Raw genomic sequence first — 25,824 nt, forward strand, 5'->3', positions numbered from 1 at the left:
ATAAACGGTTGATTTCCTGACGCTGCGTGAATTAACAGTAAACATGCAAATTTACCTTCCCATCGCTGAAGTTTCGGTCAACGCGTTCCTGCTGCTGGGTCTGGGGGGCCTCGTGGGGGTTCTGTCCGGCATGTTCGGGGTCGGCGGCGGCTTTCTGATGACACCGCTTCTGTTTTTCATCGGCATTCCCCCCGCTGTTGCCGTTGCGACTGAAGCCAACCAGATCGTCGCATCGTCGTTTTCCGGCGTGCTGGCCCATTTCAGGCGGCGAACGGTCGATTTCAAGATGGGAGGCGTGCTGCTGGTCGGAGGCCTGACCGGCGCGGCACTCGGCGTGGTGGTGTTCAACTACCTCAAGAGCCTCGGACAGGTCGATCTGCTGGTCAAGCTTTGTTACGTGGTCTTTCTGGGCGTGGTCGGCGGGCTGATGTTCATCGAAAGCCTCAACGCGATCCGCAAATCTCGCAAGGCAAATGGCGCGCCCCCGCCGAAACGCCGCCAGCGCGGTTGGGTCCACGCATTGCCCTTGAAGATGCGCTTTCGCACATCCGGCCTCTATATATCGGCCATCCCACCCCTGATCGTTGGCGTGTTTGTCGGTATCCTGTCGGCCATCATGGGGGTCGGCGGCGGCTTCATCATGGTGCCAGCGATGATCTATATTCTCGGGATGCCCACCAAGGTTGTGGTCGGCACCTCTCTGTTTCAGATCATCTTCGTCACCGCGTTCACCACGATGCTGCATGCAACCACCAACTTCACCGTTGACGTGGTGCTTGCGGTTCTGCTGCTTGTGGGCGGCGTGATCGGGGCGCAGATCGGAACGCAGATCGGCACCAAGCTGAAAGCCGAACAATTGCGGGTTTTGCTTGCGATGATGGTTCTGGCCGTCTGCGGCAAACTGGCGCTGGACCTTCTCCTGCAACCGGCCGAGCTATTCTCGCTGGGCACGGAGGGGGGGCACTGATCATGTGGCGCGCTCTGTTTGCCCTGCTGTTTGTCGCCGCGCCTCCCGCGCTGGCCATGGAAGAAGAAATCGTGCTTGGGCTGAGCCAGGATCGGGTCGCCATCACCTCGACCTTTGATGGGTCCGACATTCTGGTCTTTGGCGCGGTCAAACGCGAGGCACCCATCCCGGACGCAGAGCCGCTGGAAGTCGTGATCACGGTCTCTGGCCCGTCTGAACCGGTGATGGTACGCCGCAAGGAAAAGAAATTCGGCATCTGGGTCAATGTGGACAGCATTCTAGTCGATTCCGCACCCAGCTTTTATGCCGTTGCCACCAGTGCGCCGTTCAACGAAGCGATCAGCCATACAGATGATCTGCGCTATAAGGTCTCGGTCCCCCAGGCGATCCGGTCGGTGGGCGCAGATATGAAGGTTCAGGACGCACAGCAATTTTCCCAGGCCGTCATCCGCATCCGCGAAGCGGAAGGGCTTTATTCCTTGCGCGAAGACACGGTTGCGGTGGATCAGCAGACGCTGTTCCGAACCTCGATCTCGATGCCTGCAAACCTTATCGAAGGCGACTACAAGACGCGCATCTTTCTGACCCGTGGCGGCAAGGTGGTGTCGCAAATCGTCACCGATATCGATGTGCGAAAGGTCGGGCTGGAACGTTTCCTGTTCAACCTGTCACGGCAGCAACCGGCAATCTATGGCCTGATGTCGCTGGCGATCGCGATCTTCGCCGGTTGGGGCGCCTCTGCCGCCTTTACCGTCTTGCGCAACCGCTGATCGGCGATCTCAGCCCTCCTGCCCTTCCAGCGTCAGAGCCGCAGCCGGGATCTGGCGCAGATCATCCACGCGCAGCGGATGGGTGGGCTTTGACAGCCGGTTGCGCACCACCCAGATCAGCCGATCCTGCGCCCGGGTGATGGCCACATAAGCCAGACGTTTCCACAAGGGCTGACCGGCCTCCACACGCCCCATTCGGGCCGCTGTATAGATGTCGGGCCCAAAGACCTGCACCGTGTTCCATTGCGACCCTTGCGCCTTGTGGATCGTAACCGCCGCGCCATGCAAAAAGGTGGCCCCCATGCGCGCAGCGAAGGGAATGAAGGGTTCTTCCTCGTCGGGTTTTTCGATCTTCACGATCGAAGCGGCGCTTACCTGTGGCTCTTCGGCCCCGATTACGTGCAGCTTTGAAAACCCCGGTTTGCGCCCCGGCCCCAGATAGATGACCTGCGCGCCCTTGATCAGCCCCCGCGCTTCGAGGTCCAATCGTTTCTTGCGATGCTTGAGCGGCAATTCGATCCCGTCGCAGATCAGCGGCTCACCTTCCAGCAGCGCCTCTTCCGGGGCGCCATGGACCGTGCGGAAGGCGTTGATCAGGCGGATGCGCGTGGCGTTGCGCCAGACCAGCACCGGGCTGCGTGCCATCAGGTCGACCTCGACCCGCGCCCCCCAAACCACCCGATCATCGCGCCGGGCGGTGTCTTGGATCATGTCCTCGAAATCCTGAAACCCCAGCGCGGGATCAGCCAGCGCATGGGCCAGATCCAGGATCGGGTTATCGGCCTCTTGCCGATGAACGCGCTGCAGGTTCAACTTGCGCGGCTCCGGCAGCCCGTCAAACACCATCGAGCCCGACTGGTTCACAGGTGCAAGCTGCGCCGGATCACCAAACAGCAGCAGGGTCGGAAATATCTCCTTGAGATCCTCGAACTGCCGGTCGTCCAGCATCGAGGCCTCATCGACAAAACCGATATCCAGCGGCTCATCCCGGCGCTTCCAGCCGGTGATGAAATCCGAGCCACGCAGGCCGGCCGCAGCCAGAGCGCCGGGAATGGATTTGTTGCGCTCATAGAACGCGGCGGCACGGTCCAGTGCCTCGTCGCTCAGCCCCTCAATCTCGGGCCGCTCGCCATTACCCGCCAGCCATTCGGCGACGCGCTCATACTCCGGGTCATAGACCGGGGTATAGAGGATGCGGTGGATGGTTGTTGCGGGCACGCCTCGCAGGCGCAGCACGCTTGCCGCCTTGTTGGTCGGCGCCAGAATTGCCAAAGAGCGGCGCTCACGCGCCTTGCGGCTTTCGAAATCGCCCGACACGACATGAACGCCGGCCGCCTCCAGCGCCTTGTAGAGTTCGGCCAGCAGCAGGGTCTTCCCGGACCCCGCCTTGCCCACAACGGCCATGACGCCCGAGCTTTCCGTGCCCGAAGACAGGCGTAGCGTTTCGTCATCAATATCGATGCCCGCGTGGCGCAGCATCTCTGCCACACTGTCAAAGGCGGCGGCCTGATCGTCGGAAAATGTAACTGCGGCACTGCTCATGCCGCGACCCTATCGCCGCGCCCAGCAGATCACCAGACGCGGCGGGCAGCTTTACTGCGTTGTCAGGCGGTTTGTGCGAACCGGTGCTGGCCCGCCGACCCAAACGCGCGCGTGAACCAGAGCCGGGACAGGTCCAGCGAGATGTCGGCCCGTGTTGCCACTTTGTTGCGCGCCTCTTCGGTGAACTCCCACAACCCGACTGAGATCCGGTCGCGCCCTTCCCCCTCGGACCCGAGGATTTCAGGCGAAGATCCGATTGCTCTATAAATGCGCACCATTCGGGCATCAAAAACACCTGCAAAATGCTTGATCCCGAAGCCGGTCATGATCTCTCCGCCCCCCAGCATCAGGGCGGCAGCCACCCGGCTGTCGGCATCACGCGACAGGCAGAATCGCGTACATTCCCAGATCAGCGGGCTGCAGATCGGTGCGCCACCGGTCAAATGGCCAAAAATGTCGTTAACCATGACCGGGCCGGTTGTGGGCAGAAAACGCATCGACCCCCCATGGCCCCCTTCAGCATTCTCCCAGATGACATAAAGCGGGTTGAGCGCATCGTACTGGTCCCGCTCCTCGCCGTTTACATCAACCGAAACCTCCCAACCGAGCCTTGTTTTGAATTGATCCGCTCGGTCTTGGAACATTGCGCGCGCCAGATCGCGATGTTGATGCAATTGATCAGCATAAAGATAACGTAGCATTTGACTTCCCCTTGTCGTCCGAAATCTGGAACAAAGGGAGTACGTAAGAATGGTTAATATCTGGTCACCGAGGCGGGCGGCGCAATAAGCCGCAGCACGCTGCGCACTACATGACGATCAGACCCTGACTCAGCGCCTTCGCTATCGCGTGAGTTGTATTGAGCGCCCCGAGCTTGAAGCGCGCGCTCTCGATATAGACCCGCAGCGTGTGTTCGGAGATCGACAGAGAATGGGCGACCTGCGCGCGGCTATATCCCAAAGCCAGAAAGGTCAGTGCGTCCACCTCGCGTGGCGACAGGGCGCGCACTGGTTGCGGGCTGCGGTTTTCCTCGAAGTCCAGTGCTTTGCGATTGAAGTAATGCGCGATCAGGATCAGGTCGTGGCCATAAGTTTCCTTGAATTCCGACCATTCTTCGTCATCACAATTGTGGTTGGCCGTGAACAGGGCAAATTGACCACTCGGTCCACGCACCGGGATCGAATATCCTTGGTTGCCGACACCGTTGTTCAGCGCATCGGCCAAGAACCCCCTGGCCGCTTTCCCGGACCAGTCGACGGCCTTCCAGTCGACCGGGTGAAAACGCTGAAAGCAGCCGACAATTACCGGGTCTACCCGCAGATATTCCTTGTCGATATAACGCTGAATCCAGTCCGCCGGATAGGTTCCGCATCCATATTGCTCGCCCGCGCTGTCCACCCAATGATAGACAATGTGATCTATGTTCAGCGCATCGCGCAGACCGATGGATACGGCCTGCAGCCCATCAAGCCCGTCAGTGGCGTCCAACTCCTCCAAAATGGGGCTCAAATCGGCTTTCCTGTACATCTACCCGTGTCTTAGGCTCGTCCTCGAGCTTGGCGATCTCGACGGCCGCGATCAACTGAGTATCCCCCAGATGCTCAGCAAGGGTTTCCAGCCCGTTTGCCGATGCGAACGTCTTGAGATCCGCCAGCACATCAAGGATCCAATCGTTTCTTGCCATTACACTCTCCCCTCAACCGTTAACGAAGTGTTAATTTCAACTATAGCATGTGCGGATTTTGTTAGGAAATTCGCTGCTTTCCACTCCCCAGAAATAGCGAGGGAAAACTTTCTAAGTTATTGAAGTACATTCCCGCACCCGTTCCACGAAAAAAGCCAGCGAATCATCCCTGTGATTCGCTGACCTTTGTAGCGGCGATTGCCCTCGTGTCCGGTTAACGGCCGACCTCCAGAACTTCCTCCAAGGTCCGCAGCCCCGTCTTGGGCGCTTGAACCAGGACCGACATGTTGCCGGGCTTATGCTCGTTGCGCATCATCTTCATATGCGCCTCGGGCAGATCCGCCCAAGTGAAGACCTCGGACATGCAGGGGTCAAGGCGTCGCTCCAGCATCAGCTTGTTGGCCGCTGCCGCCTGCTTGAGATGGGCGAAATGCGAGCCCTGCAGGCGCTTCTGGTGCATCCAGACATAGCGGACGTCAAAGGTCAGGTTGAAACCGGTGGTGCCGGCGCAGATCACGACCATGCCGCCCTTTTTGCAGACAAAGCTGGACACTGGGAAGGTCGCCTCGCCGGGATGTTCGAACACCATGTCGACATTGTTGCCCTTGCCGGTGATGTCCCAGATCGCCTTACCGAATTTGCGCGCCTCTTTGAACCAGGTCGCATATTCGGGGCTGCCAACCTTCGGCAACTGGCCCCAGCAGTTGAAATCCTTGCGGTTCAGCACGCCCTTGGCACCCAGCCCCATCACAAAGTCGCGCTTGTCTTCGTCCGAGATCACGCCGATGGCATTTGCACCGGCAGTGTTGATCAGTTGGATCGCATATGAACCCAGACCACCCGACGCGCCCCAGACCAGAACGTTCTGGCCCGGCTTCAGGTCATGGGGGTGGTGGCCAAACAGCATACGATAGGCGGTGGCCAGCGTCAGCGTGTAGCACGCCGCCTCTTCCCAGCTCAGGTGCTTGGGGCGGGGCATCAGTTGCTGGGCTTGCACGCGCGTGAACTGGGCGAAGGAGCCGTCGGGGGTCTCATATCCCCAGATGCGCTGGCTGGGCGAGAACATCGGATCGCCGCCGTTGCATTCTTCGTCATCGCCATCATCCTGGTTACAATGGATGACGACCTCATCACCAACCTTCCAGTTCTTCACCCGGTCGCCCACGGCCCAGACAATACCCGAGGCATCGGACCCCGCGATGTGATAGGGTTCACCGTGGCCGTCAAACGGGCTGATCGGTTGACCCAGCGCGGCCCAGACACCGTTGTAGTTGACGCCTGCCGCCATAACCAGGACCAGCACGTCATGGCTGCCCAGTTCGGGCACGTCGACCACTTCCTGCTGCATTGCAGTGTTGGGCTCACCATGCCGTTCCTTACGGATCGCCCAGGAGTACATCTGCTTGGGGACATACCCCATCGGAGGGATTTCCCCCATTTCATACAGGTCTTTTTCCGGCGCTTCGTAGGCCGCCGAGCCGTTGTTTGTGTCCAAAGCCATGCTGGCCTCCTTTGTTCGCCTTTGCCGCAATGCAGAATCGCGGTGTTCAGCAAGGGATATGCAGGGACACGCAACATTGCAACCTATTTTGATCGCAATTTGTAATTTTATGACCCCGCAGATGCAGCATTCTCTTCTGCACTTGCAGAATCGGGCGACCTCACCTCCAGACGATCCGCCACCGAACGGGCGTAATAGGCCAGAAGATCAACGCGATCACCTGACACGCGATAGCGCCCGCCATCGCGTTTCAACATCCGACGATCCACCAATTGCTGCAGCGCGTCCTTGGCCTCGGTCTCGATATCTTCGTCCGGCAGAATAGCCCGCCCGCCTGCGAGGGCCGGAACGATGCGCTGGAATTCGGCCACCACATCCTCAAGGGTCATCTCGCCATTTTTTTGCAATAGCCATGCGGCGAGAGGAACCGGCAGCACTGGCACCAGCGCCCCGATCCGGCGCGACAGGTCTCGGGCGAGCGGAATTGTCAGGTCACGATCCAACTTGGCCTTGAAGCTGCCCAGCGAGACCGGCTCTCCAAAACTCACCGCCGCAAATCCAAAGCGGCGGAACCGGCCCAGAATGCGCTGCCAGATCTGTTTCAGAACCCAGGCAAAGACCACTCCGATCCGCGCCCGAAAGCGCCGCTCCTTGCGGCTGGCGGCAGCGGTCAGGATGGTATCTTCCAGCACTCGGTCATAGTTGATCGCAACCGGCACAAAGACCACGTCCCGGCCGCTCTCTTCTGCGGCGTCGATCATGTATTTCAGAAGACCCAGCTTGGGCGGGCCCATTCCGCCGGTCAGGCTCAACCCGCCTTCGGGAAAGATCGCCTGGGTCACGCCCGCCTCGGTCGCATGACGCACATAACAGGACAATACATTGCGATAGAGGTCACTGCGCGACTTGCGCCGGATGAAATAGGCCCCCATGGCGCGGATCAGACGGCTCAGCGGCCAGACCCGCGCCCACTCGCCCACCGCATAAGACAGCGCGGACTGATCCGCAGCCAGATAAGTCACCAGCACATAATCCATATTGCTGCGGTGGTTCATCACGAAGACAACTGTGGTGTCTTCTGGGATGGCGCGCAGCGCATCGGCATCTGCATAGGACAGACGGACCCGGAACAGCGCGTTGCTGATCAACCGCGCTGCACGAATCGCGAAGGAGAAATAGGCGAAGGCCGAAAAAGACGGAACAATTTCGCGGGCATACTTCCGCGCGGTTTCCGATGCAACGGCCTCGGGGATGCCATGCTCATGCGCGTGGGCCTGCACCGCGCGCCCGACTTCTGGATCATATATGATGCGTTGCATCATGTCGTGCCGCCGCATCAGCTTGAAAGGCTGTATCGGGCGCGTAAGCTGCTGGTTCAGCCGCGCCACGGCCCGTTCGAGTCGACGACGAAAGAACCACCTGACCGATGGCAACATGACCTTGTCCAGAGCGGCCACAATGGCGAAGCCCAGAATCAGCAGCAACAGCCAGAGCGGCATCTCTATCGTCTCAGTCATGTCGCCAAACTGCCACCAAACGATATCCGCTACAATCTAACGATTTTGCCAGGTTGCGCCGCAACGCAGCGAATTGACATTGACTGAAAATTGCGGTCTACCCCAATCCTGTGAAACATTATTGCCCTATCTGATCGCGAGGTCCCAAAATGACGCAGCCGCAGAAAGACCGCCCCTGGCTCATTCGCACCTATGCCGGTCATTCCACCGCCAAAGCCTCGAATGCGCTCTATCGCAGCAATCTGTCCAAAGGGCAGACGGGCCTTTCGGTCGCCTTCGACCTGCCGACCCAGACCGGCTATGACAGCGACCATGTGCTGGCGCGCGGCGAGGTGGGCAAGGTTGGCGTCCCGGTTTGCCATCTGGGCGATATGCGCACGCTGTTCGACCAGATCCCGCTGGAACAGATGAACACCTCGATGACGATCAACGCGACGGCGCCCTGGCTGCTGGCTCTTTATGTTGCCGTGGCCGAGGAACAGGGCGCAGATGTCTCAAAGCTGCAGGGCACGGTCCAAAACGATCTGATCAAGGAATATCTGAGCCGCGGCACCTATATCTGTCCGCCAAAACCGTCTCTGAAGATGATCGCCGACGTGGCCGAGTACTGTTACGAGAACGTGCCGAAATGGAACCCGATGAATGTGTGTTCCTATCATTTGCAAGAGGCCGGCGCGACGCCCGAGCAGGAACTGGCCTTTGCGTTGGCCACAGCGCAGGCGGTGCTGGACGAGTTGAAGCCGCGCGTTCCCGCCGAAGACTTTCCGGCTATGGTGGGTCGGATTTCCTTCTTTGTAAATGCCGGCATCCGCTTTGTCACCGAAATGTGCAAGATGCGGGCCTTTGTCGAACTGTGGGATGAAATTTGCGAAACGCGGTATGGGGTCGCCGACCCTAAATTCCGCCGCTTCCGTTATGGCGTGCAGGTGAATTCGCTGGGGCTGACCGAGCAGCAGCCGGAAAACAACGTTTACCGCATCCTGATCGAAATGCTGGCGGTGACGCTTTCGAAAAAGGCGCGCGCCCGTGCGGTGCAACTGCCTGCCTGGAACGAGGCTCTGGGCCTGCCGCGCCCCTGGGACCAGCAATGGTCGATGCGCATGCAGCAGATTCTGGCCTATGAGACCGATCTGTTGGAATATGGCGATCTTTTCGATGGCAACCCGGCGGTCGATGCCAAGGTTGCAGCGCTGAAGGACGGCGCGCGCGCCGAGTTGGACAATCTGGACGGCATGGGTGGCGCGGTTGCCTCGATCGAATACATGAAGTCCCGCCTGGTTGATGCCAATGCCGAGCGTCTGAACCGGATCGAGCGCTACGAGACAATCGTCGTCGGCGTGAACAAATGGACCGAGGGCGAGCCCTCGCCTCTGGAAACCGAGGATGGCGGCATCATGACCGTTGATCCGGCTGTGGAACAGGAACAGATCGCTCGCCTTGACGAGTGGCGCGGTGGCCGCGACAGCAATGCGGTGAAAGAAGCCCTGGCCGCATTGCGCGAGACCGCGCGGTCCGGCGGCAATATCATGGGACCCTCTATCCGGGCCGCCAAGGCAGGGGTCACCACCGGGGAATGGGCCGAAGAGATGCGTCAGGCTTTTGGCACCTATCGCGGCCCTACCGGCGTCTCGCGCTCGGTCTCGAACAAGACGGAAGGGCTCGAAGACCTCCGCAGCCAGGTGGATGCGGTCAGCGACAAGCTGGGGCGGCGGCTCAAGTTTCTGGTCGGCAAGCCGGGCCTTGACGGCCATTCCAACGGCGCCGAGCAGATCGCCTTCCGCGCCCGCGACTGCGGCATGGATATCTCCTATGACGGCATTCGCATGACACCCGAGGAAATCGTTGCCGCCGCGATCGAGGACGATGCCCATGTGGTCGGCCTGTCGATACTGTCCGGCAGCCACCTGCCGCTGGTCGAAGAGGTTATGCAGCGGATGCGGGACGAAGGGCTGGGGCACATTCCGGTCGTGGTGGGTGGCATTATTCCCGACGAGGATGCTGAAAAACTCAAAGCTGTCGGTGTTGCCAAAATCTATACGCCGAAAGACTTCGAATTGAATTCGATTATGGCTGATATAGTCAGCTTAGCCGATCCAAATCAAATAGCGGCCTAGACTTTTTAGAATTTCCTTGAAAATGGCGCTGAACAACGTCATTGAAACCACTAGTGTGGCGCTGTAGCGCCACGCTATTTTTTTGAGTTTCAAAGGAGACAGAAATGGGGATGGATCTGAAAGCGATGTCACGCAAGGAATTGCTGAAATTGCAGTCCGACGTCGAAAAGGCGATCAAAACCGCCGAGCAAAAGGAAAGAAAAGACGCGTTGATCGCGGCCGAGAAAGCAGCGGCTGAATTCGGCTTCTCCTTGTCCGAACTTCAAAGTGATACCAGGAAATCAACCAAAGGTACCAAGGCCGTCGCCAAGTATCGCAACCCGGCCAACCCGGAACAGACCTGGACCGGGCGCGGTCGCAAGCCGCAATGGATTCACGACGCCCTGACCTCAGGGGCCGATATATCCGATCTGGAAATCTGAATTAACAAAGTCTCACGATGACAATTCACATCGGTGCAAAACCGGGCGAAATTGCCGAGACGGTTCTATTACCGGGCGATCCGCTGCGCGCGAAATGGGCGGCGGAAACATTCCTGGATAATGTACGGCAAGTAAATGACGTACGTGGAATGCTGGGTTTTACCGGCGAATGGAACGGCCACTCCGTTACCATTCAGGGCAGCGGCATGGGAATGCCGTCGCTTTCCATTTACGTGAACGAGCTGATCAGCACCTATGAGGCCAAGACCCTGATCCGGATCGGCTCCTGCGGCGCGATGCAGCAGGATGTGGGGTTGCGTGATGTGATCCTTGCGATGACGGCGTCAACACTCAGCACGCCGTCGCGGGGCATTTTCCGGGAGTTGAACTTTGCCCCCTGCGCGGATTGGAGCCTTCTCAAGGCAGCCACTGAAGCAGCGGAAGCAAAAGGCACCCCCACCCATGTCGGCGGCATCTATTCTTCGGACGTGTTCTATGACGAGCGCCCCGACCTGAATGATCAGATGGTGCGCCATGGCATTCTGGGCGTCGAGATGGAAGCGGCAGAGCTCTACAATCTGGCGGCCCGGCACAAATGTCGCGCGCTGGCGGTTCTGACCGTGTCCGATCACCTGCTGACGGGTGAGGCCTTGCCCAGCGATCAGCGGCAGAGCAGTTTCGGCGACATGGTTGAGATCGCGCTAGAGGCCGCCTTCGCCTGATGAACAACCGTCAGGGCGGTTCAACTGCCCTGACCCCAGCCATGTGACCGGTCATAGCCATTGGATTCTGGTGGGGACCATGCCTCCAGCACGCCTTCGGCAGGCGCATAGACCTCGACCAATAGCGGGTGGCAAGCGGCGACGTCGGAGGAATGTTCGGACGAGCAATCGCCGCCCGGGCACGCGCTGAGTCCGCCCAGCAAATCAAACTCGGCGAAGAATTCCAGATAGTCCCCCGGTCGCACCGGCGAGGCTTTCATGAAATACTGCCCTGTGTCGCGGGTGAACCCGGTGCACATGAAGACGTTCAACACATCATGCACATACGGCTCGGCCTTTTCGGGCGAGACACCCAGGTGATCTGCAAGGGCGCGAGTCAGGTTGGAATGGCAACAATGATGGTACCGCGTGCCCGCCAGCAGGTTGCCGGTATAGGGATCACAGCGCGTGCCGATCACATCATGCACCGACCCGCCAAAGCTGTCGATGCCATACCAGCCCAGCGTATCTGACACGATCGTGGCCATGGGCCGGAGATAGGGAAAACTGCTCCACATACGCTCGCCCGTGGTCAGATGCGTGCCATGCAGCGCGCGGGTCTTGCCGGAGTAGAAACACTCGGACAGCTCTGACGCGTTCCACAGGTTCAAGTCACCTACCTGGGGCCCCTCGACGCTGGTAATGCGAAAGAAATGACCCGCCGGCACCTCGAAGCAGCGCGCATCGCGTGGCGGAACCAGCGTTTCACCGATTCTCCGCGCGCCTTGCCGGGCTTGCGCATAGAGCGCCAGATCCGGCGCTGGCAATGTGTCATTCGGATAGCAGATCACCGGCGCTACGGCGCGTCGTGCCTCGGCATCTTCTGGTGTTTTGGTCATTTTGAGCCCTCTCCCATCGGGAAAGGGCCAGAGTGCGCCGCAAGATGCAAGTCTTATTGCCTGAGGCAGGCTTTCGGTTCGTCCAACCCTTTCTGCTCAGCACCACAGGCGCTGCACCGCCACAGGCCCTCGCTGCGATGCTCGCGCCAGCGGCAGTCGCGGGTCAGGCTGGTCGTTCTGGACCTCCAGAAGAAATAGGCAAAGACCGCAAGGCCGAGCAATAACAAGAGAACGGGCATTCCCGATCTCTACTCTTTTGCGGTTTGTAAGGCAAACCTGTGCGCTGACAGGAGGCGAAGATCAGGCGGCGTTTGCGTATTCGAACAACTCCGGTTCACGCTTGTCCAGGTCTGGCACGACCGGCACAGGGCAGTAATAGGCCCAGGCCTCTTCCATATAGTCCAGCGCCTCTTGCGCCGTTGTTGCGGGGGTTTCGGAGAGTTTCATGATCCGATCCTTTGGTTTCATGCCCTCCCCGCGAACAGGATAAAACGACGGATCGAGGATTTCACCCCACCTCTTTGCAATCTCGACATGCGTCCTTTGCATCCGTGACGCAGCGCCGCATTCAACCAAAAACCCCCGGCACGGAGGCCAGGGGTTCAAAGAGGTTCAGGTTCTATCGGTCAGACCGTGCGTTCAACCATCATCTTTTTGATCTCGGCAATCGCCTTGGCCGGGTTCAGACCTTTGGGGCAGGTTTTTGCGCAGTTCATGATAGTGTGACAGCGATAGAGCTTGAAGGGGTCTTCCAACTCGTCCAGCCGCTCGCCAGTGGCTTCATCCCGGCTGTCGATAATCCAGCGATAGGCATGCAGCAGTGCTGCGGGGCCGAGATAGCGGTCACCATTCCACCAGTAAGACGGGCAGGAGGTCGAGCATGAAGCACACATTACACATTCATAAAGACCGTCCAGCTTCTTGCGGTCCTCAATCGATTGCTTCCACTCTTTCGCCGGGCGGTTGGTCTTGGTTTCCAGCCACGGCATGATCGAGGCGTGCTGGGCATAGAAATGGGTCAGGTCCGGGATCAGGTCCTTGACCACCGGCATATGCGGCAGTGGGTAGATCTTCACATCGCCCTTGATCTCGTCCATGCCATAGATACAGGCCAGCGTGTTGATGCCGTCGATATTCATCGCGCAGGACCCGCAGATGCCCTCGCGGCAGGACCGGCGGAAGGTCAGCGTCGGGTCGATCTCATTCTTGATCTTGATGAGCGCGTCCAGAACCATCGGGCCGCATTCATCCATATTCAGGAAATAGGTATCAACACTTGGGTTTTTCCCGTCATCCGGGTTCCAGCGATAGATCTGAAACTTGCGCACATTGGTCGCGCCTTCGGGCTTGGGCCAGGTTTTGCCCGTTGTGATGCGGCTGTTCTTGGGGAGGGTCAGTTGTACCATGTCATCCTCTCCTTAGAAGGTCCGCGCCTTGGGCGCGATTTTTTCAAGATTGATGCCGCCTTCGGCTTCGGTGCTGAGCGGGTCGACGATCACTGGACGATAACTGAGGTCAACCTTGTTGCCATCAATCCGAGAGACCGTGTGGACCCGCCATTTCTCATCATCGCGCGTGGTGAAGTCCTCATGCGCATGGGCGCCGCGTGATTCCTTGCGCGCCTCGGCGCCAATGATCGTGGCCAGCGCGTTGGGCATCAGGTTGGTCAGTTCCAGGCTTTCCATAAGATCGCTGTTCCAGACCAGCGAGCGGTCGGTCACATGCAGGTCATCCATCTTGGCTGCAATCGCGGTCATCTTCTCGACCCCTTCGGCCATCGTCTTGGAGGTCCGGAACACCGCCGCGTCCGCCTGCATGGTGCGCTGCATCTCAAGGCGCAAGTCAGCGGTCGGCACCGCGCCAGACGCGTTGCGGACGCTGTCGAAGCGGTCAAATGCCTTGTCGACAGAGGCTTGGTTCAACACCGGGTTCGGCGCTTCGGGGTCGACCACCTTGCCGGCGCGGATCGCAGCAGCGCGGCCAAAGACCACCAGGTCGATCAGCGAGTTCGAGCCAAGCCGGTTCGCCCCGTGAACCGAGGCACACCCGGCCTCACCCACAGCCATCAGACCCGGCACAAGCGCGGTCGGGTCTTTCTTGGTGGGGTTCAAAACCTCGCCCCAATAATTGGTCGGGATACCGCCCATATTATAATGCACAGTCGGCAGAACCGGGATCGGTTCCTTGGTGACATCAACACCGGCAAAGATCTTGGCGCTCTCTGAAATCCCCGGCAAACGCTCATGCAGCGCCTCGGCAGGCAGGTGGCTGAGATTCAGGTGGATGTGATCGCCATCTTTGCCCACACCCCGGCCTTCGCGGATTTCCATGGTCATCGAGCGCGAAACATAGTCACGCGGCGCGAGGTCCTTGTAGTGGGGCGCGTAGCGCTCCATGAACCGTTCGCCCTCGGAATTGGTGAGGTAGCCGCCCTCACCCCGCGCGCCTTCGGTGATCAGGCAGCCCGAGCCGTAGATGCCGGTCGGGTGGAACTGCACGAATTCCATGTCCTGCATGGCCAGACCGGCGCGCGCCACCATACCGCCACCATCGCCGGTGCAGGTATGGGCCGATGTCGCGCTGAAATAGGCGCGGCCGTAACCGCCCGTGGCCAGCACCACCATCTTGGCGTTAAACACATGCATCGTACCATCGTCCAGCTTCCAGCAAACGACCCCCTGACACTGCCCGTCCTCGGACATGATCAGGTCGATGGCAAAATATTCGATATAGAATTCAGCGTTGTTCTTGAGGCTCTGACCATAAAGCGTGTGCAGAATCGCGTGGCCGGTCCGGTCGGCGGCGGCACAGGTGCGCTGCACCGGAGGGCCCTCGCCAAATTCTGTCGTGTGACCACCAAAGGGACGCTGATAGATCTTGCCCTCTTCGGTGCGGGAGAACGGAACGCCGTAATGTTCCAGCTCATAAACCGCCTTGGGCGCCTCGCGCGCGAGGTATTCCATCGCGTCGGTATCGCCCAGCCAGTCAGAGCCCTTGACGGTGTCATACATATGCCACTGCCAGTGGTCGGGGCCCATGTTGGACAGCGACGCCGCAATCCCGCCCTGTGCGGCAACGGTATGCGACCGGGTCGGGAACACCTTGGTCACGCAGGCGGTGCGCAGCCCCTGCTCGGCCATGCCCAGCGTGGCGCGCAGGCCTGCGCCACCGGCACCAACCACAACGACGTCATATTCATGCGTCTCGTATTCATAAGCAGCCATGTGTCAGAACTCCCAGGCGCGTCAAAGAGCAATGCGCGCGATGGCGAAAACGCCCGCCGCGGCTGCTGCATAAGAAAGGCAAATCACCAGAATGATGAGAATCTTCTGGGCCAGCCCGTGAACATAATCCTCGATCAGAACCTGCGCGCCTTCGGCAAAATGCTTGAAGCCCACGATCAGGGTCAGCACGGCAACGATGGCAGGGAACGGTTTGCTGTAATAGGCGATCACCGCGTCATGCGGCTGCCCCAGCATCGGACCGAAGGTGAAGATGAAAAGCGGCACCAGAAACAGCAGCGCAACCGCGCTGACTTTCATCGACCAGAAATGTGCGGTGCCGGTTTTGGCGGAACCAAGACCATCAGCCCGCTTGCGATCGGTAAGATAACGCATGACAGTGTCTCCTTACGCGACGATGATGAGGGTGATGACGGTCAGGACAAAAGACCCGATCACAACGGCCCAGCCCAGCTTTTCGGCGACCGGCAGGTCCAAGCCCAGCGCATTGTCCCAGATCAGGTGCCGGATACCGGCCAGCGTGTGATACCAGATCGCCCAGACAGACAGCGCCATAACCACATCGCCCAGCAGCGAGGTCACCCACCAATCCGCGCGGGCAAACGCTTCGGGAGAGGTCGAGGCGGCCAGAAACCACCAGACAATCAGCAGCGCCGCAACGATCAGCGCATTGCCGGTGATCCTCGTCAGGATCGAGGTCACGGAGGTCAGCTGCGGACGATAGATCGTCAGATGTGGCGAAAGAGGGCGATTGCCCCTGTTGACATCTGCCATGGTGGCTCCTTTCCGTTAGCTGCAACGGTTTTAGCGGATTTTTCCGGCCTGTCACCCGCTGCGAGCGCAAACCGCCTGTGTTTTTTGTCACATACGCAGCGTTTCTTAGATTTGTGATCACGCATACAATTGCTGTGATCACGGAGCGTGCGCAAGATCGGCGGTATGTTCAATTCACGCAGACCGCATTGAAAGAAAACGAATCTTCATTCATTGCGCTGCGGCGGTCTGTTCGGTCACTTCACGCAGCAATTTCTTTCTGATCCGTTCCGGATAGTCATCAAACCCACCGGCTGTGACCACAAATGCACCGTCCCCCATGATCACATTCTCAAAGAAATAGGCCGTCAGGTCCGGCTCGCTCTGCTCGATGGCGATGGCATTGACCGTGATGTTGCGCGCGGCAAGATCAGCGCGCAGGCTGGTGGGTTCAATCCCTTCGTTCGACATGCCATCGCCCGACAGATCGATGAGATGCCGCTTGCAGCTGGCCACCTCGTCAAACCGGTCCATAGTTGTGGCCAACGCCTCGCCAATAGCTGTCGAAAAGTTGCGCCAGACCCGTTTATCCGCAGCCACAGCATCCGCGAACCGGTCAATTGCATCGAAACTGTCGATCGTGGTCCAGGGGATGGTGACCTGCTGGCGCGACGAACCGGTCCATTGGATCAGCATAAGCTGCGCTTGCCCCCGCACCAGCGCCTCGGAAATGATAGGATCGCGCAGCGCATGGGCCAGCCCGTCCATCTGGATGCGGTATTCCTGAGAATCTACGGAACCGGACACATCCACCGCCAGCGCCAGGGCCAGATCACATGCCAGCGCCGGAGTTGAGAGGAATGTTGTAAGAGCGAAGGCGCGCAATCCGAACATGGTTTGAGACTAGCACGAAATCTCGCGCGTGTAGTCAAAAGGACGTCAGATTGGCGCGCCTCCGCTCTTAGATTGGCATCAGCGCCCAATAGTCCAGATCCAGCAGCACTTCGGGACGATAGCGGCCCTCTTCTGTCCTGAGCTGGAACGGCTCGCCACCCTTGGTGGCAACCAGGCGCAGTCGAATCGCGCCCACGCCGGGTGTGTCCGTTTCGACCTTTTCCAGCACCTCGGACCAGGCCCTGACCGTATCGCCCGCCATGCAGGGATTGGCATGCGCGCCAGCGTTCAGGCCAACAATCATCTGTGCATTTGCCAGACCGTTGAAACTGAGCGTGCGCGCCAACGAAATCACATGCCCGCCATAGATCAATCGTCCCTCAGGCCGCACGGTCAGGTCGAAATGCACCTTGGCCGTGTTCTGCCACAGCCGCGTCGCCATCATGTGCTCGGCTTCTTCGATGGTGACGCCATCCACATGATCGATCTTTTCACCGACCGCGTAGTCGCCCCAGCGATGCGGCTCGCCCGCCAGTGCGAAATCGTAGTTCGAGAAGTCCAGCCCCTCGGGCACCACAAGCCGGTCGGCAGGAATGACCTTGCTGAGTTCCGGCAGTACGGTCTCGGGTGCGGGGACGTCCAGGTCCTTTTTGCGCACCATCACCCAGCGGCAATATTCCAGCACAACCTCGTCATGCTGGTTCAGCCCCCGCGTGCGTACATAGACCACACCGGTCTTGCCGTTCGAATTCTGCTTTAACCCGATCACCTCGGATTCAGAGCGCAGCGTGTCGCCCGCCCAGACCGGCTTCAGCCAGCGCCCCTCGGCATAGCCCAGATTGGCCACTGCATTCAGCGAGATATCGGGAACCGTCTTGCCAAAGACCACATGGAAGGCCACCAGATCGTCAATCGGGCTGGCCTGCAACCCGCAGGCCTGCGCGAAGCTATCCGAGGAATAGAGCGCATGGCGCGCCGGATAAAGCGCATGATAAAGCGCGCGCTCACCACCCGACACGGTGCGCGGCACCGCATGTTTCAACGTCTGCCCGACGCTGTAATCCTCAAAGAAAAAGCCCGGATTGGTCTTGCTCATTATTGTTCACCTAGCTTCATGTCCGGGGTATAGGCCCCCTCGATCTGTTTTGTGACCGCCTGCGCGCAGCGCATCTTACCGCTTGCGTGGTCATAGGCGTAAGACGGATCGCCATGCAGGTCCCAGCCCTTGGCCAAAGCGGCGCTGACCTTGTGACAAAAGGCCGAGGTGTCTTCCTCGGTCAGAAGGCGATAAAGCAAAGGCATCAGAGGTTCCTTCAGCCACCAAAGGGCCACGGGCCGATCCAGCCATGGATCAACCCGATAACGACAAGCAGAACAACCGACCCTGCAAAGAACATGCCATCCTTGGCCAGCGTCCCGGCTTCGCCCGGTGCCCATTGCGGCTCGGCCCGGTTGATCACGACTTTCTCGGCCATCGACCACACCCAGAGCCCGCCAAATAGGATCATGCCCGCCAAATCACCATTCACCAGCAGATGTGCGATCGCCCAAAGGCCAAAGCCCGTCAGCATCGGGTGACGCACACCATTCAGCAGGCGACCTTTCTGGCCCGCCGGGCTCATCATCCAGATCGCAATCAGCACCAGCAGGTTGTTGACATGGACAAGGAAGCTGGGTGGTGCCCAGACATGGATGAACGGGGTCATACGGAAGCCGATCACCATCAGGACGACTGCCAAAAGCAATCCAAGAGCGACAACGCCTTTCCCTTTGTCCCCCATCGCCTGTCGCTGCTCTGGCATCAGACGTTTGAAAAGATGAGCGCCCCACCAGAGCGCCAGACCGAGGACCAAAAGGACAAAACCCATACGCTAGCTCTCCGCTTGCAAGACCTGAATTGCCTCGGCTTTTGCCAGAATTTCACGGGCAGTTGCAACATGCAGGTTCTCGACGATCCTGCCATCGACCACGGCAACGCCCTGCCCCTGCGCGTGAACTTCCTCAAAGGCGGCGATCTGGCGGCGGGCCAGATCGATGTCCCCTTCTGAGGGCGCAAAGGCAGTATTTGCCACATCGACCTGCGCCGGGTGGATCAGCGTCTTGCCGTCAAATCCCATATCGCGACCCTGCTGGCATTCGGCGGCCAGCCCATCGACATCCTTGAACGCGTTATAGACGCCGTCGATGATGATCAGCCCTTCGGCCTTGGCCGCCAACAAGCACAGGCCAAGCGAGGTCAGCAGCGGTTCCCGGTCCGGGCGGAAGTTGGTCTGCAACTCCTTGGCGAGATCATTGGTGCCCATCACGAATCCCGCCATCAGCTTATGCGCCGCGATCTGCGCGGCATTCAGCATGCCGCGGGGCGTTTCCATCATCGCCCAGATCGGGATGTCACCGGTGATCGCAGCCACCGCGTCTACATCCGCAGGCGACCCAACCTTGGGCACCAGAACAACATCGGCGCCCATCTCGCGCACCGCTTCTGCATCGGCGCGGCCCCAGGGCGTATCCAGCCCGTTGATTCGCACGATCCGGAACCGGTTGCCATAACCGCCCTGCGCCAGCGCGGATTTCAGCGTTTCGCGGGCGGCATCCTTTTCGTCGGCCGACACGGCATCCTCAAGGTCGAAGATGATGGCATCAACGGGCAGCGTTCTGGCTTTATCAAGGGCACGCTCGCGCGATGCCGGGATGTACAGAACGGAACGATAAGGTCGCTGGCGCTGGTCCATGAGCCTCTCCTGAGCAATATTGTTGCGCGGAGAGGTGCATTTTTTGCCGGAAACTTCAAGTGCATTTTCGCCGCAGCGCAGCAAGCCCCCGTTGCATCCGCCCGAAACGTGACGTTAACCCGGCATCAGGGCCTGTCGCGCAGCCTGTTCTCATCCATTCAGAACAGTGAGGTCCCCAATGACACGCGGCTTTATCAAGATGACAATGGGGCTGGGCCTGATGGCGCTGGCCGCACAGCAGCTACATGCCGAACAACGCAATTGCGCCCCTCGGGACGTGGTACTGGACCGACTGTCCGAAAAATACGGCGAAAGCCGCCGTGGAATCGGGCTGGTGCAGCAAGGCTCGGTGATGGAGGTCTTTGCCTCGGACGACACCGGAACTTGGACCATCACCGTCACGCTGCCCAACGGTATGACCTGCCTGGTCGCTTCCGGCCAGTCTTATGAAGCTTTGGCCGAGGCCACACCGGCCCGTGGCGAAAAGGTCTAAAAAGAGGCGGCGCGTAGCGTTACAGGCCCGCGCCCGGTTCAGGACAGCGCATCCCAGATCAGTTTGCATCCGGTGATGGTCAGCAGCAGATAAGCGAGCGAGAAGAAAAGCCGCTCTGGCACCCGCCAATGCGCGCGCACCCCCAGCCAGGCCCCCAGCAACGCAAAGGGGGCCAGCAAAAAATCAGCCCAGAGCGTTTCGAGCGAAAACAGACCCAGATAGGCGTAGGGGATGGCCTTGGCAAAGTTGATCACCCAGAACACGATCACCGTGCTGGCCTGAAACTCGGTCTTTCCCAGCCGCTGAGACAGCAGATACACCGCAGCGGGCGGGCCGCCCGCGTGGCTGACAAAACTGGTAAACCCAGCAACCAGCCCTGCGAACACCCCCGCCGACGCCGACAGGCGCTGCTGGAAACCGCGCACCCAGCTGCGACTTTGCGATAGGTGCCAGATCACGAAACCCACCGAAATACCCCCGATCAGCAGACGCAGCAGATCGGCATCGGTCGCCTTATAGAGCCATGCCCCTAGCGCGACCCCCGGCAGCCCGCCGAGAATCAGAACCCAGGAATCGCGCACGTTCCAGCGCTTCCAATAGGGTTTCAGCGTCGCCACATCGACCAGCATGAGCAGCGGTAACATCAGCGCCAGCGCCTGTCCCGGCTCCAGTACAATCGCTAGGATCGACGACCCGGCAAAAGCCACGCCACCGCCGAACCCGCCCTTGGAAAAGCCTGCAAAGGTCACCGCCGGAATGGCGATCATAAAAAACCAGAGATCAAGCTCAGGCATCGCGCCATCCCAAATTGAACTGCCCGGCCCGAGGTTTAGCCTACTCTCCCGCAAAGCGATAGGGCGCCCGCGCGCCCATGCCGCGTCGCGGAACACTTGCAAGCGGCGGCATTAACGACTAGCAAAACCGCGATTTCAATCTCGGAAGTGGAGACATTCCAATGGCCAGACCCAAGATCGCGCTTATTGGCGCAGGTCAGATCGGCGGCACCCTTGCCCACCTCGCAGCCCTGAAAGAATTGGGCGACGTTGTTCTTTTTGACATCGCCGAGGGCACCCCCGAAGGCAAAGCCCTGGACATCGCCGAATCGGGCCCTTCCGAAGGGTTTGACGCCAGCCTCAAAGGCACCCAGTCCTATGCCGATATTGCCGGCGCGGATGTCTGCATCGTGACAGCCGGTGTGCCGCGCAAACCGGGCATGAGCCGCGATGATCTGCTGGGCATCAACCTGAAGGTAATGAAATCCGTCGGCGAAGGCATCCGCGACAACGCGCCGAACGCCTTCGTCATCTGCATCACCAACCCGCTGGACGCGATGGTTTGGGCACTGCGTGAATTCTCGGGCCTGCCCCACAACATGGTCTGCGGCATGGCTGGCGTTCTGGACAGCGCCCGTTTCCGCCACTTCCTGGCCGAAGAGTTCGACGTATCGATGAAAGACGTCACCGCCTTTGTTCTGGGTGGTCACGGCGACACGATGGTGCCGCTGACGCGCTATTCGACCGTTGCCGGCATCCCGCTGCCTGATCTGGTCAAGATGGGCTGGACCACCCAGGAAAACCTGGATGCGATCGTGCAGCGCACCCGTGACGGCGGTGCTGAGATCGTCGGCTTGCTGAAAACCGGCTCGGCCTTCTATGCGCCAGCCACCTCCGCCATCGAAATGGCCGAAGCCTTCCTGAAAGACCAGAAACGCGTGCTGCCCTGCGCGGCCCATGTGGATGGCGCACTTGGCCTCAAAGGTATGTATGTGGGCGTGCCCACTGTGATCGGCGCGGGCGGGGTCGAGCGTGTCATCGATATCAAGATGACCAAAGACGAGCAGGCAATGTTCGACAATTCGGTCAACGCGGTCAAAGGTCTGGTCGAAGCCTGCAAGGGAATCGACGCCTCGCTGGCCTAAGCGCTATCGCATCTCCAAACAGTTTCAATGCGCGCCCCCAACGGGCGCGCATTTTTCTTTCCCGCCAGAATCATTCAGTTCAAACCGGTTTCGGAACCATCGGAACATGACGCAAGGTGGTTTTGTGATCACACTTTTTTTCGTGTGATCACAAATGCAGAAAAACGACTGTTTTTCCATCATTCCTGCAAAAAACCCTTTAAATCCACATCTCACACGCGCCAAAAAGTTCCAAACGCAGCCACACGGGACAGTTTCATGAACATCCACGAATATCAGGCGAAAGCGCTTCTGCGCAGCTATGGCGCTCCAGTGTCCGAAGGACATGTTGTTACCCGCGCCGACGAAGCCAAAACCGCCGCCGGAGAGCTCGACGGGCCACTCTGGGTCGTCAAGGCGCAGATCCATGCGGGCGGGCGCGGCAAGGGCAGCTTCAAAGAAGCAGATGCCGGTGAAAAAGGCGGCGTGCGTCTGGCTAAATCGGTCGAGGAAGCCGCCGAAGAAGCCAAGAAGATGCTGGGCCGCACCCTGGTAACCCATCAGACCGGACCGGCGGGCAAGCAGGTCAACCGCATTTATATTGAGGCCGGTTCTGGCATCGAGACCGAGCTTTACCTCGCCCTGCTGGTGGATCGCCAGACCAGCCGCGTCTCGTTCGTATGCTCGACCGAAGGCGGCATGGACATCGAAGAGGTCGCCGCCTCGACGCCCGAGAAAATCCTGTCCTTTTCCGTTGATCCTGCCACCGGCTACCAGCCCTATCACGGCCGCCGCATCGCTTTTTCGCTGGGTCTAACCGGCGGTCAGGTCAAGCAATGCGTCAAGCTGATGGGCCAGCTTTATAGCGCCTTCATCGAGAAGGACATGGAGATGCTGGAGATCAATCCGCTAATCGTCACCGACAGCGGCGATCTGAAGGTGCTCGACGCCAAGGTCGGCTTTGACGGCAACGCGGTCTACCGCCACCCCGATATTGCCGAACTGCGCGACACGACCGAGGAAGACCCCAAGGAACTGGAAGCCAGCAAATACGACCTGAACTACATCGCGCTTGATGGCGAGATTGGCTGCATGGTCAACGGCGCGGGTCTGGCGATGGCGACGATGGACATCATCAAGCTCTACGGGGCCGAGCCTGCCAACTTCCTCGACGTGGGCGGCGGCGCCACCAAAGAGAAAGTCACCGAAGCGTTCAAGATCATCACCTCGGACCCGCAGGTCAAAGGCATTCTGGTCAACATCTTCGGCGGCATCATGCGCTGCGACGTCATCGCCGAGGGCGTTGTCGCCGCGGTGAAAGAGGTCGGCCTGCAGGTCCCGCTGGTCGTGCGCCTGGAAGGCACCAATGTCGAGAAGGGCAAAGAGATCATCAACACCTCAGGCCTCGACGTGATTGCCGCGGACAACCTGAAAGACGGTGCCGAGAAGATCGTGAAGGCGGTTAAGGGGTAAGCACGGGACGAATACGCAACGACCCCACTGTTCTCCCATAAACTTGAGAAGATTGAGCGTTCAATGAAAACAAAGTTATCCTTTGCAGCGGCCTTGACGGCTCTGGCGGCGTGTACAGCGCCGCTCACGCCGGAAGAGAGAGCCAAGCAAACGGACCGCAATCTACCGCTAGCGGCAGCCTCTGTCCCAGCGTGCATTTCCGCTGCAAGTGGTCAGAATCCGAACTATTCCAGCTTAGTGGCGCTCGGATACGAGAACTACAAACCCCTTACAAAGTCGGGGGTCAACTTCAGAAGCAAGGACAGCAGCTTTTGGTCGTCAGTTGGCACGGATTTGAACTTCAAGTCGAATATCGGTTGCGAAGCGTCCTACTCGAACGAGACCGACAGCTTTCAGGCCATTGGAAATGCCTGGGTAACCGCACTGAAAGATGAGGGTTACTCGCCGTCTGCAACTAAGGGAGGCTCTTACACCTTCGTTGCAAATGGCGTGCCAATGCGTTTCCGGGGAACACACCAAATCAGCAATCATTCGAATGTAATGACATTCAAAATTCAACGCGGCGATCGCTAGTCACACGCCGCTAAGAAACAGGAGACTCCGACATGGCAGTCCTCATCGACGAAAATACCAAAGTGATCTGTCAGGGCCTGACCGGCTCGCAGGGCACGTTCCACACTGAACAGGCCATCGCTTATGGCACCAATATGGTCGGCGGCGTGACGCCGGGCAAAGGCGGGATGACCCATCTCGACCTGCCAGTCTTCAACTCGGTCCACGAGGCCAAGGCGGTGACCGAGGCCAATGCCTCTGTCATCTACGTCCCCCCGCCCTTTGCGGCCGACTCGATCCTCGAAGCGATTGATGCCGAGATGGAGGTGATCGTCTGCATCACCGAAGGCATCCCGGTTCTGGACATGATGAAGGTGCAGCGCGCGCTGGAAGGCAGCAAATCGCGCCTGATCGGCCCCAACTGCCCCGGCGTCATCACGCCCGACGCCTGCAAGATCGGCATCATGCCCGGCCACATCCACAAGCGCGGCTCGGTTGGCGTTGTATCGCGTTCGGGCACCCTGACCTATGAGGCCGTGAAGCAGACCACCGATGTCGGTCTGGGCCAGTCCACCTGCGTGGGCATCGGCGGCGACCCGATCAAAGGCACCGAGCATATCGACGTGCTGGAATGGTTCCTGGCCGATGATGAGACCGAAAGCATCATCATGATCGGCGAGATCGGCGGCAGCGCCGAGGAAGAGGCCGCGCAATTCCTGGCCGATGAAGCCAAGAAGGGCCGTTCGAAACCCACCGCAGGCTTCATCGCAGGCCGCACCGCCCCTCCGGGCCGCCGCATGGGCCACGCAGGCGCCATCGTCGCCGGTGGCAAGGGCGGTGCCGAAGACAAGATCGAAGCCATGCGCTCAGCCGGTATCGTCGTGGCCGAAAGCCCGGCGCAGCTGGGTGAGGCTGTGCTGGAAGCGATCAGCAAGTAACATGCTGCCTGCAAAAGCGATATCTGCCGCTTTTTGCAGGCTAGGCTCGCTCCCGGAACGCGTTATTCGTTCCGGGAAAACTCTTTTCTTGGCCTGTCTTGTCTGCACTGGCACGGTTGCGAGTGCGCAACCCTCGGAAGAGAGCGAAAAAGCACTTCTGGAGGCGTTAGATCTCTGCGCCAGCGGGTTTGGGAGTCTGGATTCTGCGCGTGACGCCCTGACTAATGCAGGTTGGACCGAGTTTGAAAATGGGCCAGCGTCTGTAATGGTTTCAAGTATACTAGCATTTTCAATCGACGAGACGGACCTAGCCTATACTGTTGAGAATGCGTATTTCATGGCTGCTTCTATCCTTGGAAATTCCGCACTCGGCCCAAACCAATTGGCGTTTGTTCATTCCGACATCCTCCTCGGTTTAATTGGGGTGGAAGAGGGAAGCCAATACTGTGTAGTTGGCGGCCCAAAATGGACAGCTCTCACGGCCCTCCAAAATGGGTATGGCGGAGGAGTAAGAGCAAGAACCAAACTTGTTTCGCTGCTATTTGGCCGCAAGGATCAATCCACAACTGCAGTAGCATTGCTCGATTTGGACGCATTTTTTCAGGAGCTGGGTTCAACTGAAACGGATAGTTCAAAGAAAAAGCTGTTTGGTGCTCCTTTGAAAGAACTACTTATGCCCGCAAACATAACGGTTGCCCCTGATTCCAAAGACGAAAACGAGGAGGCAAAGTAG

At 59.3% G+C, this 25,824-nt stretch carries 29 protein-coding genes; 11 read left to right on the forward strand and 18 right to left on the reverse strand.

Annotated elements, in window-relative coordinates; all coding sequences use genetic code 11:
* The first annotated feature begins 43 nt into the window (after positions 1-43).
* Entirely contained in the window at positions 44-967 is a 924-nt protein-coding gene (locus tag AB1E34_RS02780) for a sulfite exporter TauE/SafE family protein (RefSeq protein WP_372570818.1), read from the forward strand.
* Positions 968-969: 2 nt separating this feature from the next.
* Complete coding sequence (locus AB1E34_RS02785; RefSeq protein WP_372570819.1) at positions 970-1,737, forward strand: TIGR02186 family protein; 768 nt, start codon at positions 970-972, stop codon at positions 1,735-1,737.
* Between the two features lie 9 nt (positions 1,738-1,746).
* Here the strand turns inward: AB1E34_RS02785 and AB1E34_RS02790 are convergent, their stop codons facing one another.
* The 6 genes from AB1E34_RS02790 to AB1E34_RS02815 form a co-directional block, all read right to left on the reverse strand.
* Positions 1,747-3,279, reverse strand: a complete 1,533-nt coding sequence (locus AB1E34_RS02790; RefSeq protein WP_372570820.1) for an ATP-dependent DNA helicase — start codon at positions 3,277-3,279, stop codon at positions 1,747-1,749.
* Between the two features lie 62 nt (positions 3,280-3,341).
* Positions 3,342-3,980, reverse strand: coding sequence for an acyl-homoserine-lactone synthase (locus AB1E34_RS02795; protein WP_372570821.1), 639 nt, complete (start codon positions 3,978-3,980; stop codon positions 3,342-3,344).
* 106 nt (positions 3,981-4,086) lie between these two features.
* The gene (locus AB1E34_RS02800) at positions 4,087-4,806 is read right to left on the reverse strand and encodes a helix-turn-helix transcriptional regulator (protein ID WP_372570822.1); all 720 of its coding nucleotides are present in this window, start codon (positions 4,804-4,806) and stop codon (positions 4,087-4,089) included.
* Complete coding sequence (locus AB1E34_RS02805; protein WP_306196609.1) at positions 4,754-4,963, reverse strand: hypothetical protein; 210 nt, start codon at positions 4,961-4,963, stop codon at positions 4,754-4,756. Before AB1E34_RS02805 ends, AB1E34_RS02800 begins: the two co-directional genes overlap by 53 nt.
* 214 nt (positions 4,964-5,177) lie before the next feature.
* On the reverse strand, positions 5,178-6,464 hold the full coding sequence (gene ccrA, locus AB1E34_RS02810) for a crotonyl-CoA carboxylase/reductase (protein ID WP_372570823.1): 1,287 nt from the start codon (positions 6,462-6,464) through the stop codon (positions 5,178-5,180).
* 107 nt (positions 6,465-6,571) lie between these two features.
* Positions 6,572-7,981, reverse strand: coding sequence for a 1-acyl-sn-glycerol-3-phosphate acyltransferase (locus AB1E34_RS02815; RefSeq protein ID WP_372570824.1), 1,410 nt, complete (start codon positions 7,979-7,981; stop codon positions 6,572-6,574).
* A gap of 149 nt (positions 7,982-8,130) precedes the next feature.
* Between AB1E34_RS02815 and AB1E34_RS02820 the strand changes: the two genes are divergently transcribed.
* The 3 genes from AB1E34_RS02820 (at position 8,131) to deoD (ending at position 11,239) form a co-directional block, all read left to right on the forward strand.
* Positions 8,131-10,095 carry an ethylmalonyl-CoA mutase gene (locus AB1E34_RS02820; protein WP_372570825.1) on the forward strand — a complete coding sequence of 655 codons (1,965 nt, stop codon included), beginning with the start codon at positions 8,131-8,133 and terminating at the stop codon, positions 10,093-10,095.
* A gap of 104 nt (positions 10,096-10,199) precedes the next feature.
* Positions 10,200-10,517, forward strand: a complete 318-nt coding sequence (locus tag AB1E34_RS02825; RefSeq protein ID WP_306196619.1) for an H-NS histone family protein — start codon at positions 10,200-10,202, stop codon at positions 10,515-10,517.
* A gap of 17 nt (positions 10,518-10,534) precedes the next feature.
* Positions 10,535-11,239 carry a purine-nucleoside phosphorylase gene (gene deoD / locus AB1E34_RS02830; protein ID WP_372570826.1) on the forward strand — a complete coding sequence of 235 codons (705 nt, stop codon included), beginning with the start codon at positions 10,535-10,537 and terminating at the stop codon, positions 11,237-11,239.
* Positions 11,240-11,259: 20 nt separating this feature from the next.
* Here deoD and AB1E34_RS02835 read toward each other — a convergent pair whose 3' ends face one another.
* The 11 genes from AB1E34_RS02835 to AB1E34_RS02885 form a co-directional block, all read right to left on the reverse strand.
* Positions 11,260-12,117 (reverse strand): urea carboxylase-associated family protein, encoded by an 858-nt coding sequence (locus tag AB1E34_RS02835; protein ID WP_372570827.1) that lies wholly within the window; start codon positions 12,115-12,117, stop codon positions 11,260-11,262.
* A 300-nt stretch (positions 12,118-12,417) separates the two neighbouring features.
* Positions 12,418-12,564: a hypothetical protein gene (locus tag AB1E34_RS02840; protein ID WP_372570828.1), complete on the reverse strand. Its 147-nt coding sequence runs from the start codon at positions 12,562-12,564 to the stop codon at positions 12,418-12,420.
* A 179-nt stretch (positions 12,565-12,743) separates the two neighbouring features.
* Entirely contained in the window at positions 12,744-13,523 is a 780-nt protein-coding gene (locus tag AB1E34_RS02845; RefSeq protein WP_306196627.1) for a succinate dehydrogenase iron-sulfur subunit, read from the reverse strand.
* 12 nt (positions 13,524-13,535) lie between these two features.
* On the reverse strand, positions 13,536-15,341 hold the full coding sequence (gene sdhA / locus AB1E34_RS02850; protein WP_372570829.1) for a succinate dehydrogenase flavoprotein subunit: 1,806 nt from the start codon (positions 15,339-15,341) through the stop codon (positions 13,536-13,538).
* Positions 15,342-15,362: 21 nt separating this feature from the next.
* A complete protein-coding gene (sdhD, locus tag AB1E34_RS02855) occupies positions 15,363-15,734 on the reverse strand; it encodes a succinate dehydrogenase, hydrophobic membrane anchor protein (RefSeq protein ID WP_306196631.1) in 372 nt (123 codons plus the stop codon).
* A 12-nt stretch (positions 15,735-15,746) separates the two neighbouring features.
* On the reverse strand, positions 15,747-16,133 hold the full coding sequence (sdhC, locus tag AB1E34_RS02860; protein WP_372570830.1) for a succinate dehydrogenase, cytochrome b556 subunit: 387 nt from the start codon (positions 16,131-16,133) through the stop codon (positions 15,747-15,749).
* A gap of 210 nt (positions 16,134-16,343) precedes the next feature.
* Positions 16,344-17,006, reverse strand: coding sequence for a DUF1194 domain-containing protein (locus AB1E34_RS02865; protein WP_372570831.1), 663 nt, complete (start codon positions 17,004-17,006; stop codon positions 16,344-16,346).
* 67 nt (positions 17,007-17,073) lie between these two features.
* Positions 17,074-18,102, reverse strand: coding sequence for a MaoC family dehydratase (locus AB1E34_RS02870; protein ID WP_372570832.1), 1,029 nt, complete (start codon positions 18,100-18,102; stop codon positions 17,074-17,076).
* On the reverse strand, positions 18,102-18,308 hold the full coding sequence (locus tag AB1E34_RS02875) for a DUF1737 domain-containing protein (protein WP_372570833.1): 207 nt from the start codon (positions 18,306-18,308) through the stop codon (positions 18,102-18,104). The genes AB1E34_RS02870 and AB1E34_RS02875 overlap by 1 nt, the downstream gene beginning before the upstream one ends.
* An 11-nt stretch (positions 18,309-18,319) precedes the next feature.
* Positions 18,320-18,874 carry an NnrU family protein gene (locus AB1E34_RS02880; RefSeq protein ID WP_372570834.1) on the reverse strand — a complete coding sequence of 185 codons (555 nt, stop codon included), beginning with the start codon at positions 18,872-18,874 and terminating at the stop codon, positions 18,320-18,322.
* Positions 18,875-18,877: 3 nt separating this feature from the next.
* Complete coding sequence (locus AB1E34_RS02885) at positions 18,878-19,738, reverse strand: HpcH/HpaI aldolase/citrate lyase family protein (protein WP_372570835.1); 861 nt, start codon at positions 19,736-19,738, stop codon at positions 18,878-18,880.
* Positions 19,739-19,916: 178 nt separating this feature from the next.
* On the opposite strand from AB1E34_RS02885, the gene AB1E34_RS02890 reads away from it, so the two are divergent.
* A complete protein-coding gene (locus tag AB1E34_RS02890) occupies positions 19,917-20,231 on the forward strand; it encodes a hypothetical protein (RefSeq protein ID WP_372570836.1) in 315 nt (104 codons plus the stop codon).
* Between the two features lie 38 nt (positions 20,232-20,269).
* On the opposite strand, the gene AB1E34_RS02895 is transcribed toward AB1E34_RS02890, so the two are convergent.
* Positions 20,270-21,025: a sulfite exporter TauE/SafE family protein gene (locus AB1E34_RS02895; protein ID WP_372570837.1), complete on the reverse strand. Its 756-nt coding sequence runs from the start codon at positions 21,023-21,025 to the stop codon at positions 20,270-20,272.
* Positions 21,026-21,186: 161 nt separating this feature from the next.
* Here AB1E34_RS02895 and mdh point away from each other — a divergent pair, with 161 nt between their 5' ends.
* The 5 genes from mdh (at position 21,187) to AB1E34_RS02920 (ending at position 25,824) form a co-directional block, all read left to right on the forward strand.
* Entirely contained in the window at positions 21,187-22,149 is a 963-nt protein-coding gene (mdh, locus tag AB1E34_RS02900) for a malate dehydrogenase (protein WP_372570838.1), read from the forward strand.
* Between the two features lie 258 nt (positions 22,150-22,407).
* Positions 22,408-23,601: an ADP-forming succinate--CoA ligase subunit beta gene (sucC, locus tag AB1E34_RS02905; protein WP_372570839.1), complete on the forward strand. Its 1,194-nt coding sequence runs from the start codon at positions 22,408-22,410 to the stop codon at positions 23,599-23,601.
* A gap of 63 nt (positions 23,602-23,664) precedes the next feature.
* The gene (locus tag AB1E34_RS02910; protein ID WP_372570840.1) at positions 23,665-24,174 is read left to right on the forward strand and encodes a hypothetical protein; all 510 of its coding nucleotides are present in this window, start codon (positions 23,665-23,667) and stop codon (positions 24,172-24,174) included.
* Between the two features lie 32 nt (positions 24,175-24,206).
* A complete protein-coding gene (gene sucD / locus AB1E34_RS02915) occupies positions 24,207-25,091 on the forward strand; it encodes a succinate--CoA ligase subunit alpha (RefSeq protein ID WP_372570841.1) in 885 nt (294 codons plus the stop codon).
* Position 25,092: 1 nt separating this feature from the next.
* Positions 25,093-25,824, forward strand: a complete 732-nt coding sequence (locus AB1E34_RS02920) for a hypothetical protein (RefSeq protein ID WP_372570842.1) — start codon at positions 25,093-25,095, stop codon at positions 25,822-25,824.

It is taken from the genome of Ruegeria jejuensis (assembly GCF_041537905.1).
Taxonomy (GTDB): Bacteria; Pseudomonadota; Alphaproteobacteria; order Rhodobacterales; family Rhodobacteraceae; genus Ruegeria_C.

What these genes read in the sequence shown, in the direction of transcription:
- AB1E34_RS02795 (WP_372570821.1), bottom strand. Translation starts at nt 3,980, where the DNA reads ATGCTACGTTATCTTTATGCTGATCAATTGCATCAACATCGCGATCTG.
- AB1E34_RS02785 (WP_372570819.1), top strand. Translation starts at nt 970, where the DNA reads ATGTGGCGCGCTCTGTTTGCCCTGCTGTTTGTCGCCGCGCCTCCCGCG.
- AB1E34_RS02840 (WP_372570828.1), bottom strand. Translation starts at nt 12,564, where the DNA reads ATGAAACTCTCCGAAACCCCCGCAACAACGGCGCAAGAGGCGCTGGAC.
- mdh (WP_372570838.1), top strand. Translation starts at nt 21,187, where the DNA reads ATGGCCAGACCCAAGATCGCGCTTATTGGCGCAGGTCAGATCGGCGGC.
- AB1E34_RS02790 (WP_372570820.1), bottom strand. Translation starts at nt 3,279, where the DNA reads ATGAGCAGTGCCGCAGTTACATTTTCCGACGATCAGGCCGCCGCCTTT.
- sdhD (WP_306196631.1), bottom strand. Translation starts at nt 15,734, where the DNA reads ATGCGTTATCTTACCGATCGCAAGCGGGCTGATGGTCTTGGTTCCGCC.
- AB1E34_RS02895 (WP_372570837.1), bottom strand. Translation starts at nt 21,025, where the DNA reads ATGCCTGAGCTTGATCTCTGGTTTTTTATGATCGCCATTCCGGCGGTG.
- AB1E34_RS02875 (WP_372570833.1), bottom strand. Translation starts at nt 18,308, where the DNA reads ATGCCTTTGCTTTATCGCCTTCTGACCGAGGAAGACACCTCGGCCTTT.
- sucD (WP_372570841.1), top strand. Translation starts at nt 24,207, where the DNA reads ATGGCAGTCCTCATCGACGAAAATACCAAAGTGATCTGTCAGGGCCTG.
- AB1E34_RS02780 (WP_372570818.1), top strand. Translation starts at nt 44, where the DNA reads ATGCAAATTTACCTTCCCATCGCTGAAGTTTCGGTCAACGCGTTCCTG.
- AB1E34_RS02805 (WP_306196609.1), bottom strand. Translation starts at nt 4,963, where the DNA reads ATGGCAAGAAACGATTGGATCCTTGATGTGCTGGCGGATCTCAAGACG.
- AB1E34_RS02825 (WP_306196619.1), top strand. Translation starts at nt 10,200, where the DNA reads ATGGGGATGGATCTGAAAGCGATGTCACGCAAGGAATTGCTGAAATTG.
- sdhC (WP_372570830.1), bottom strand. Translation starts at nt 16,133, where the DNA reads ATGGCAGATGTCAACAGGGGCAATCGCCCTCTTTCGCCACATCTGACG.
- AB1E34_RS02890 (WP_372570836.1), top strand. Translation starts at nt 19,917, where the DNA reads ATGACACGCGGCTTTATCAAGATGACAATGGGGCTGGGCCTGATGGCG.
- AB1E34_RS02835 (WP_372570827.1), bottom strand. Translation starts at nt 12,117, where the DNA reads ATGACCAAAACACCAGAAGATGCCGAGGCACGACGCGCCGTAGCGCCG.
- AB1E34_RS02910 (WP_372570840.1), top strand. Translation starts at nt 23,665, where the DNA reads ATGAAAACAAAGTTATCCTTTGCAGCGGCCTTGACGGCTCTGGCGGCG.
- AB1E34_RS02800 (WP_372570822.1), bottom strand. Translation starts at nt 4,806, where the DNA reads ATGTACAGGAAAGCCGATTTGAGCCCCATTTTGGAGGAGTTGGACGCC.
- sucC (WP_372570839.1), top strand. Translation starts at nt 22,408, where the DNA reads ATGAACATCCACGAATATCAGGCGAAAGCGCTTCTGCGCAGCTATGGC.
- AB1E34_RS02885 (WP_372570835.1), bottom strand. Translation starts at nt 19,738, where the DNA reads ATGGACCAGCGCCAGCGACCTTATCGTTCCGTTCTGTACATCCCGGCA.
- AB1E34_RS02880 (WP_372570834.1), bottom strand. Translation starts at nt 18,874, where the DNA reads ATGGGTTTTGTCCTTTTGGTCCTCGGTCTGGCGCTCTGGTGGGGCGCT.
- AB1E34_RS02845 (WP_306196627.1), bottom strand. Translation starts at nt 13,523, where the DNA reads ATGGTACAACTGACCCTCCCCAAGAACAGCCGCATCACAACGGGCAAA.
- AB1E34_RS02870 (WP_372570832.1), bottom strand. Translation starts at nt 18,102, where the DNA reads ATGAGCAAGACCAATCCGGGCTTTTTCTTTGAGGATTACAGCGTCGGG.
- deoD (WP_372570826.1), top strand. Translation starts at nt 10,535, where the DNA reads ATGACAATTCACATCGGTGCAAAACCGGGCGAAATTGCCGAGACGGTT.
- sdhA (WP_372570829.1), bottom strand. Translation starts at nt 15,341, where the DNA reads ATGGCTGCTTATGAATACGAGACGCATGAATATGACGTCGTTGTGGTT.
- AB1E34_RS02815 (WP_372570824.1), bottom strand. Translation starts at nt 7,981, where the DNA reads ATGACTGAGACGATAGAGATGCCGCTCTGGCTGTTGCTGCTGATTCTG.
- AB1E34_RS02820 (WP_372570825.1), top strand. Translation starts at nt 8,131, where the DNA reads ATGACGCAGCCGCAGAAAGACCGCCCCTGGCTCATTCGCACCTATGCC.
- ccrA (WP_372570823.1), bottom strand. Translation starts at nt 6,464, where the DNA reads ATGGCTTTGGACACAAACAACGGCTCGGCGGCCTACGAAGCGCCGGAA.
- AB1E34_RS02920 (WP_372570842.1), top strand. Translation starts at nt 25,093, where the DNA reads ATGCTGCCTGCAAAAGCGATATCTGCCGCTTTTTGCAGGCTAGGCTCG.
- AB1E34_RS02865 (WP_372570831.1), bottom strand. Translation starts at nt 17,006, where the DNA reads ATGTTCGGATTGCGCGCCTTCGCTCTTACAACATTCCTCTCAACTCCG.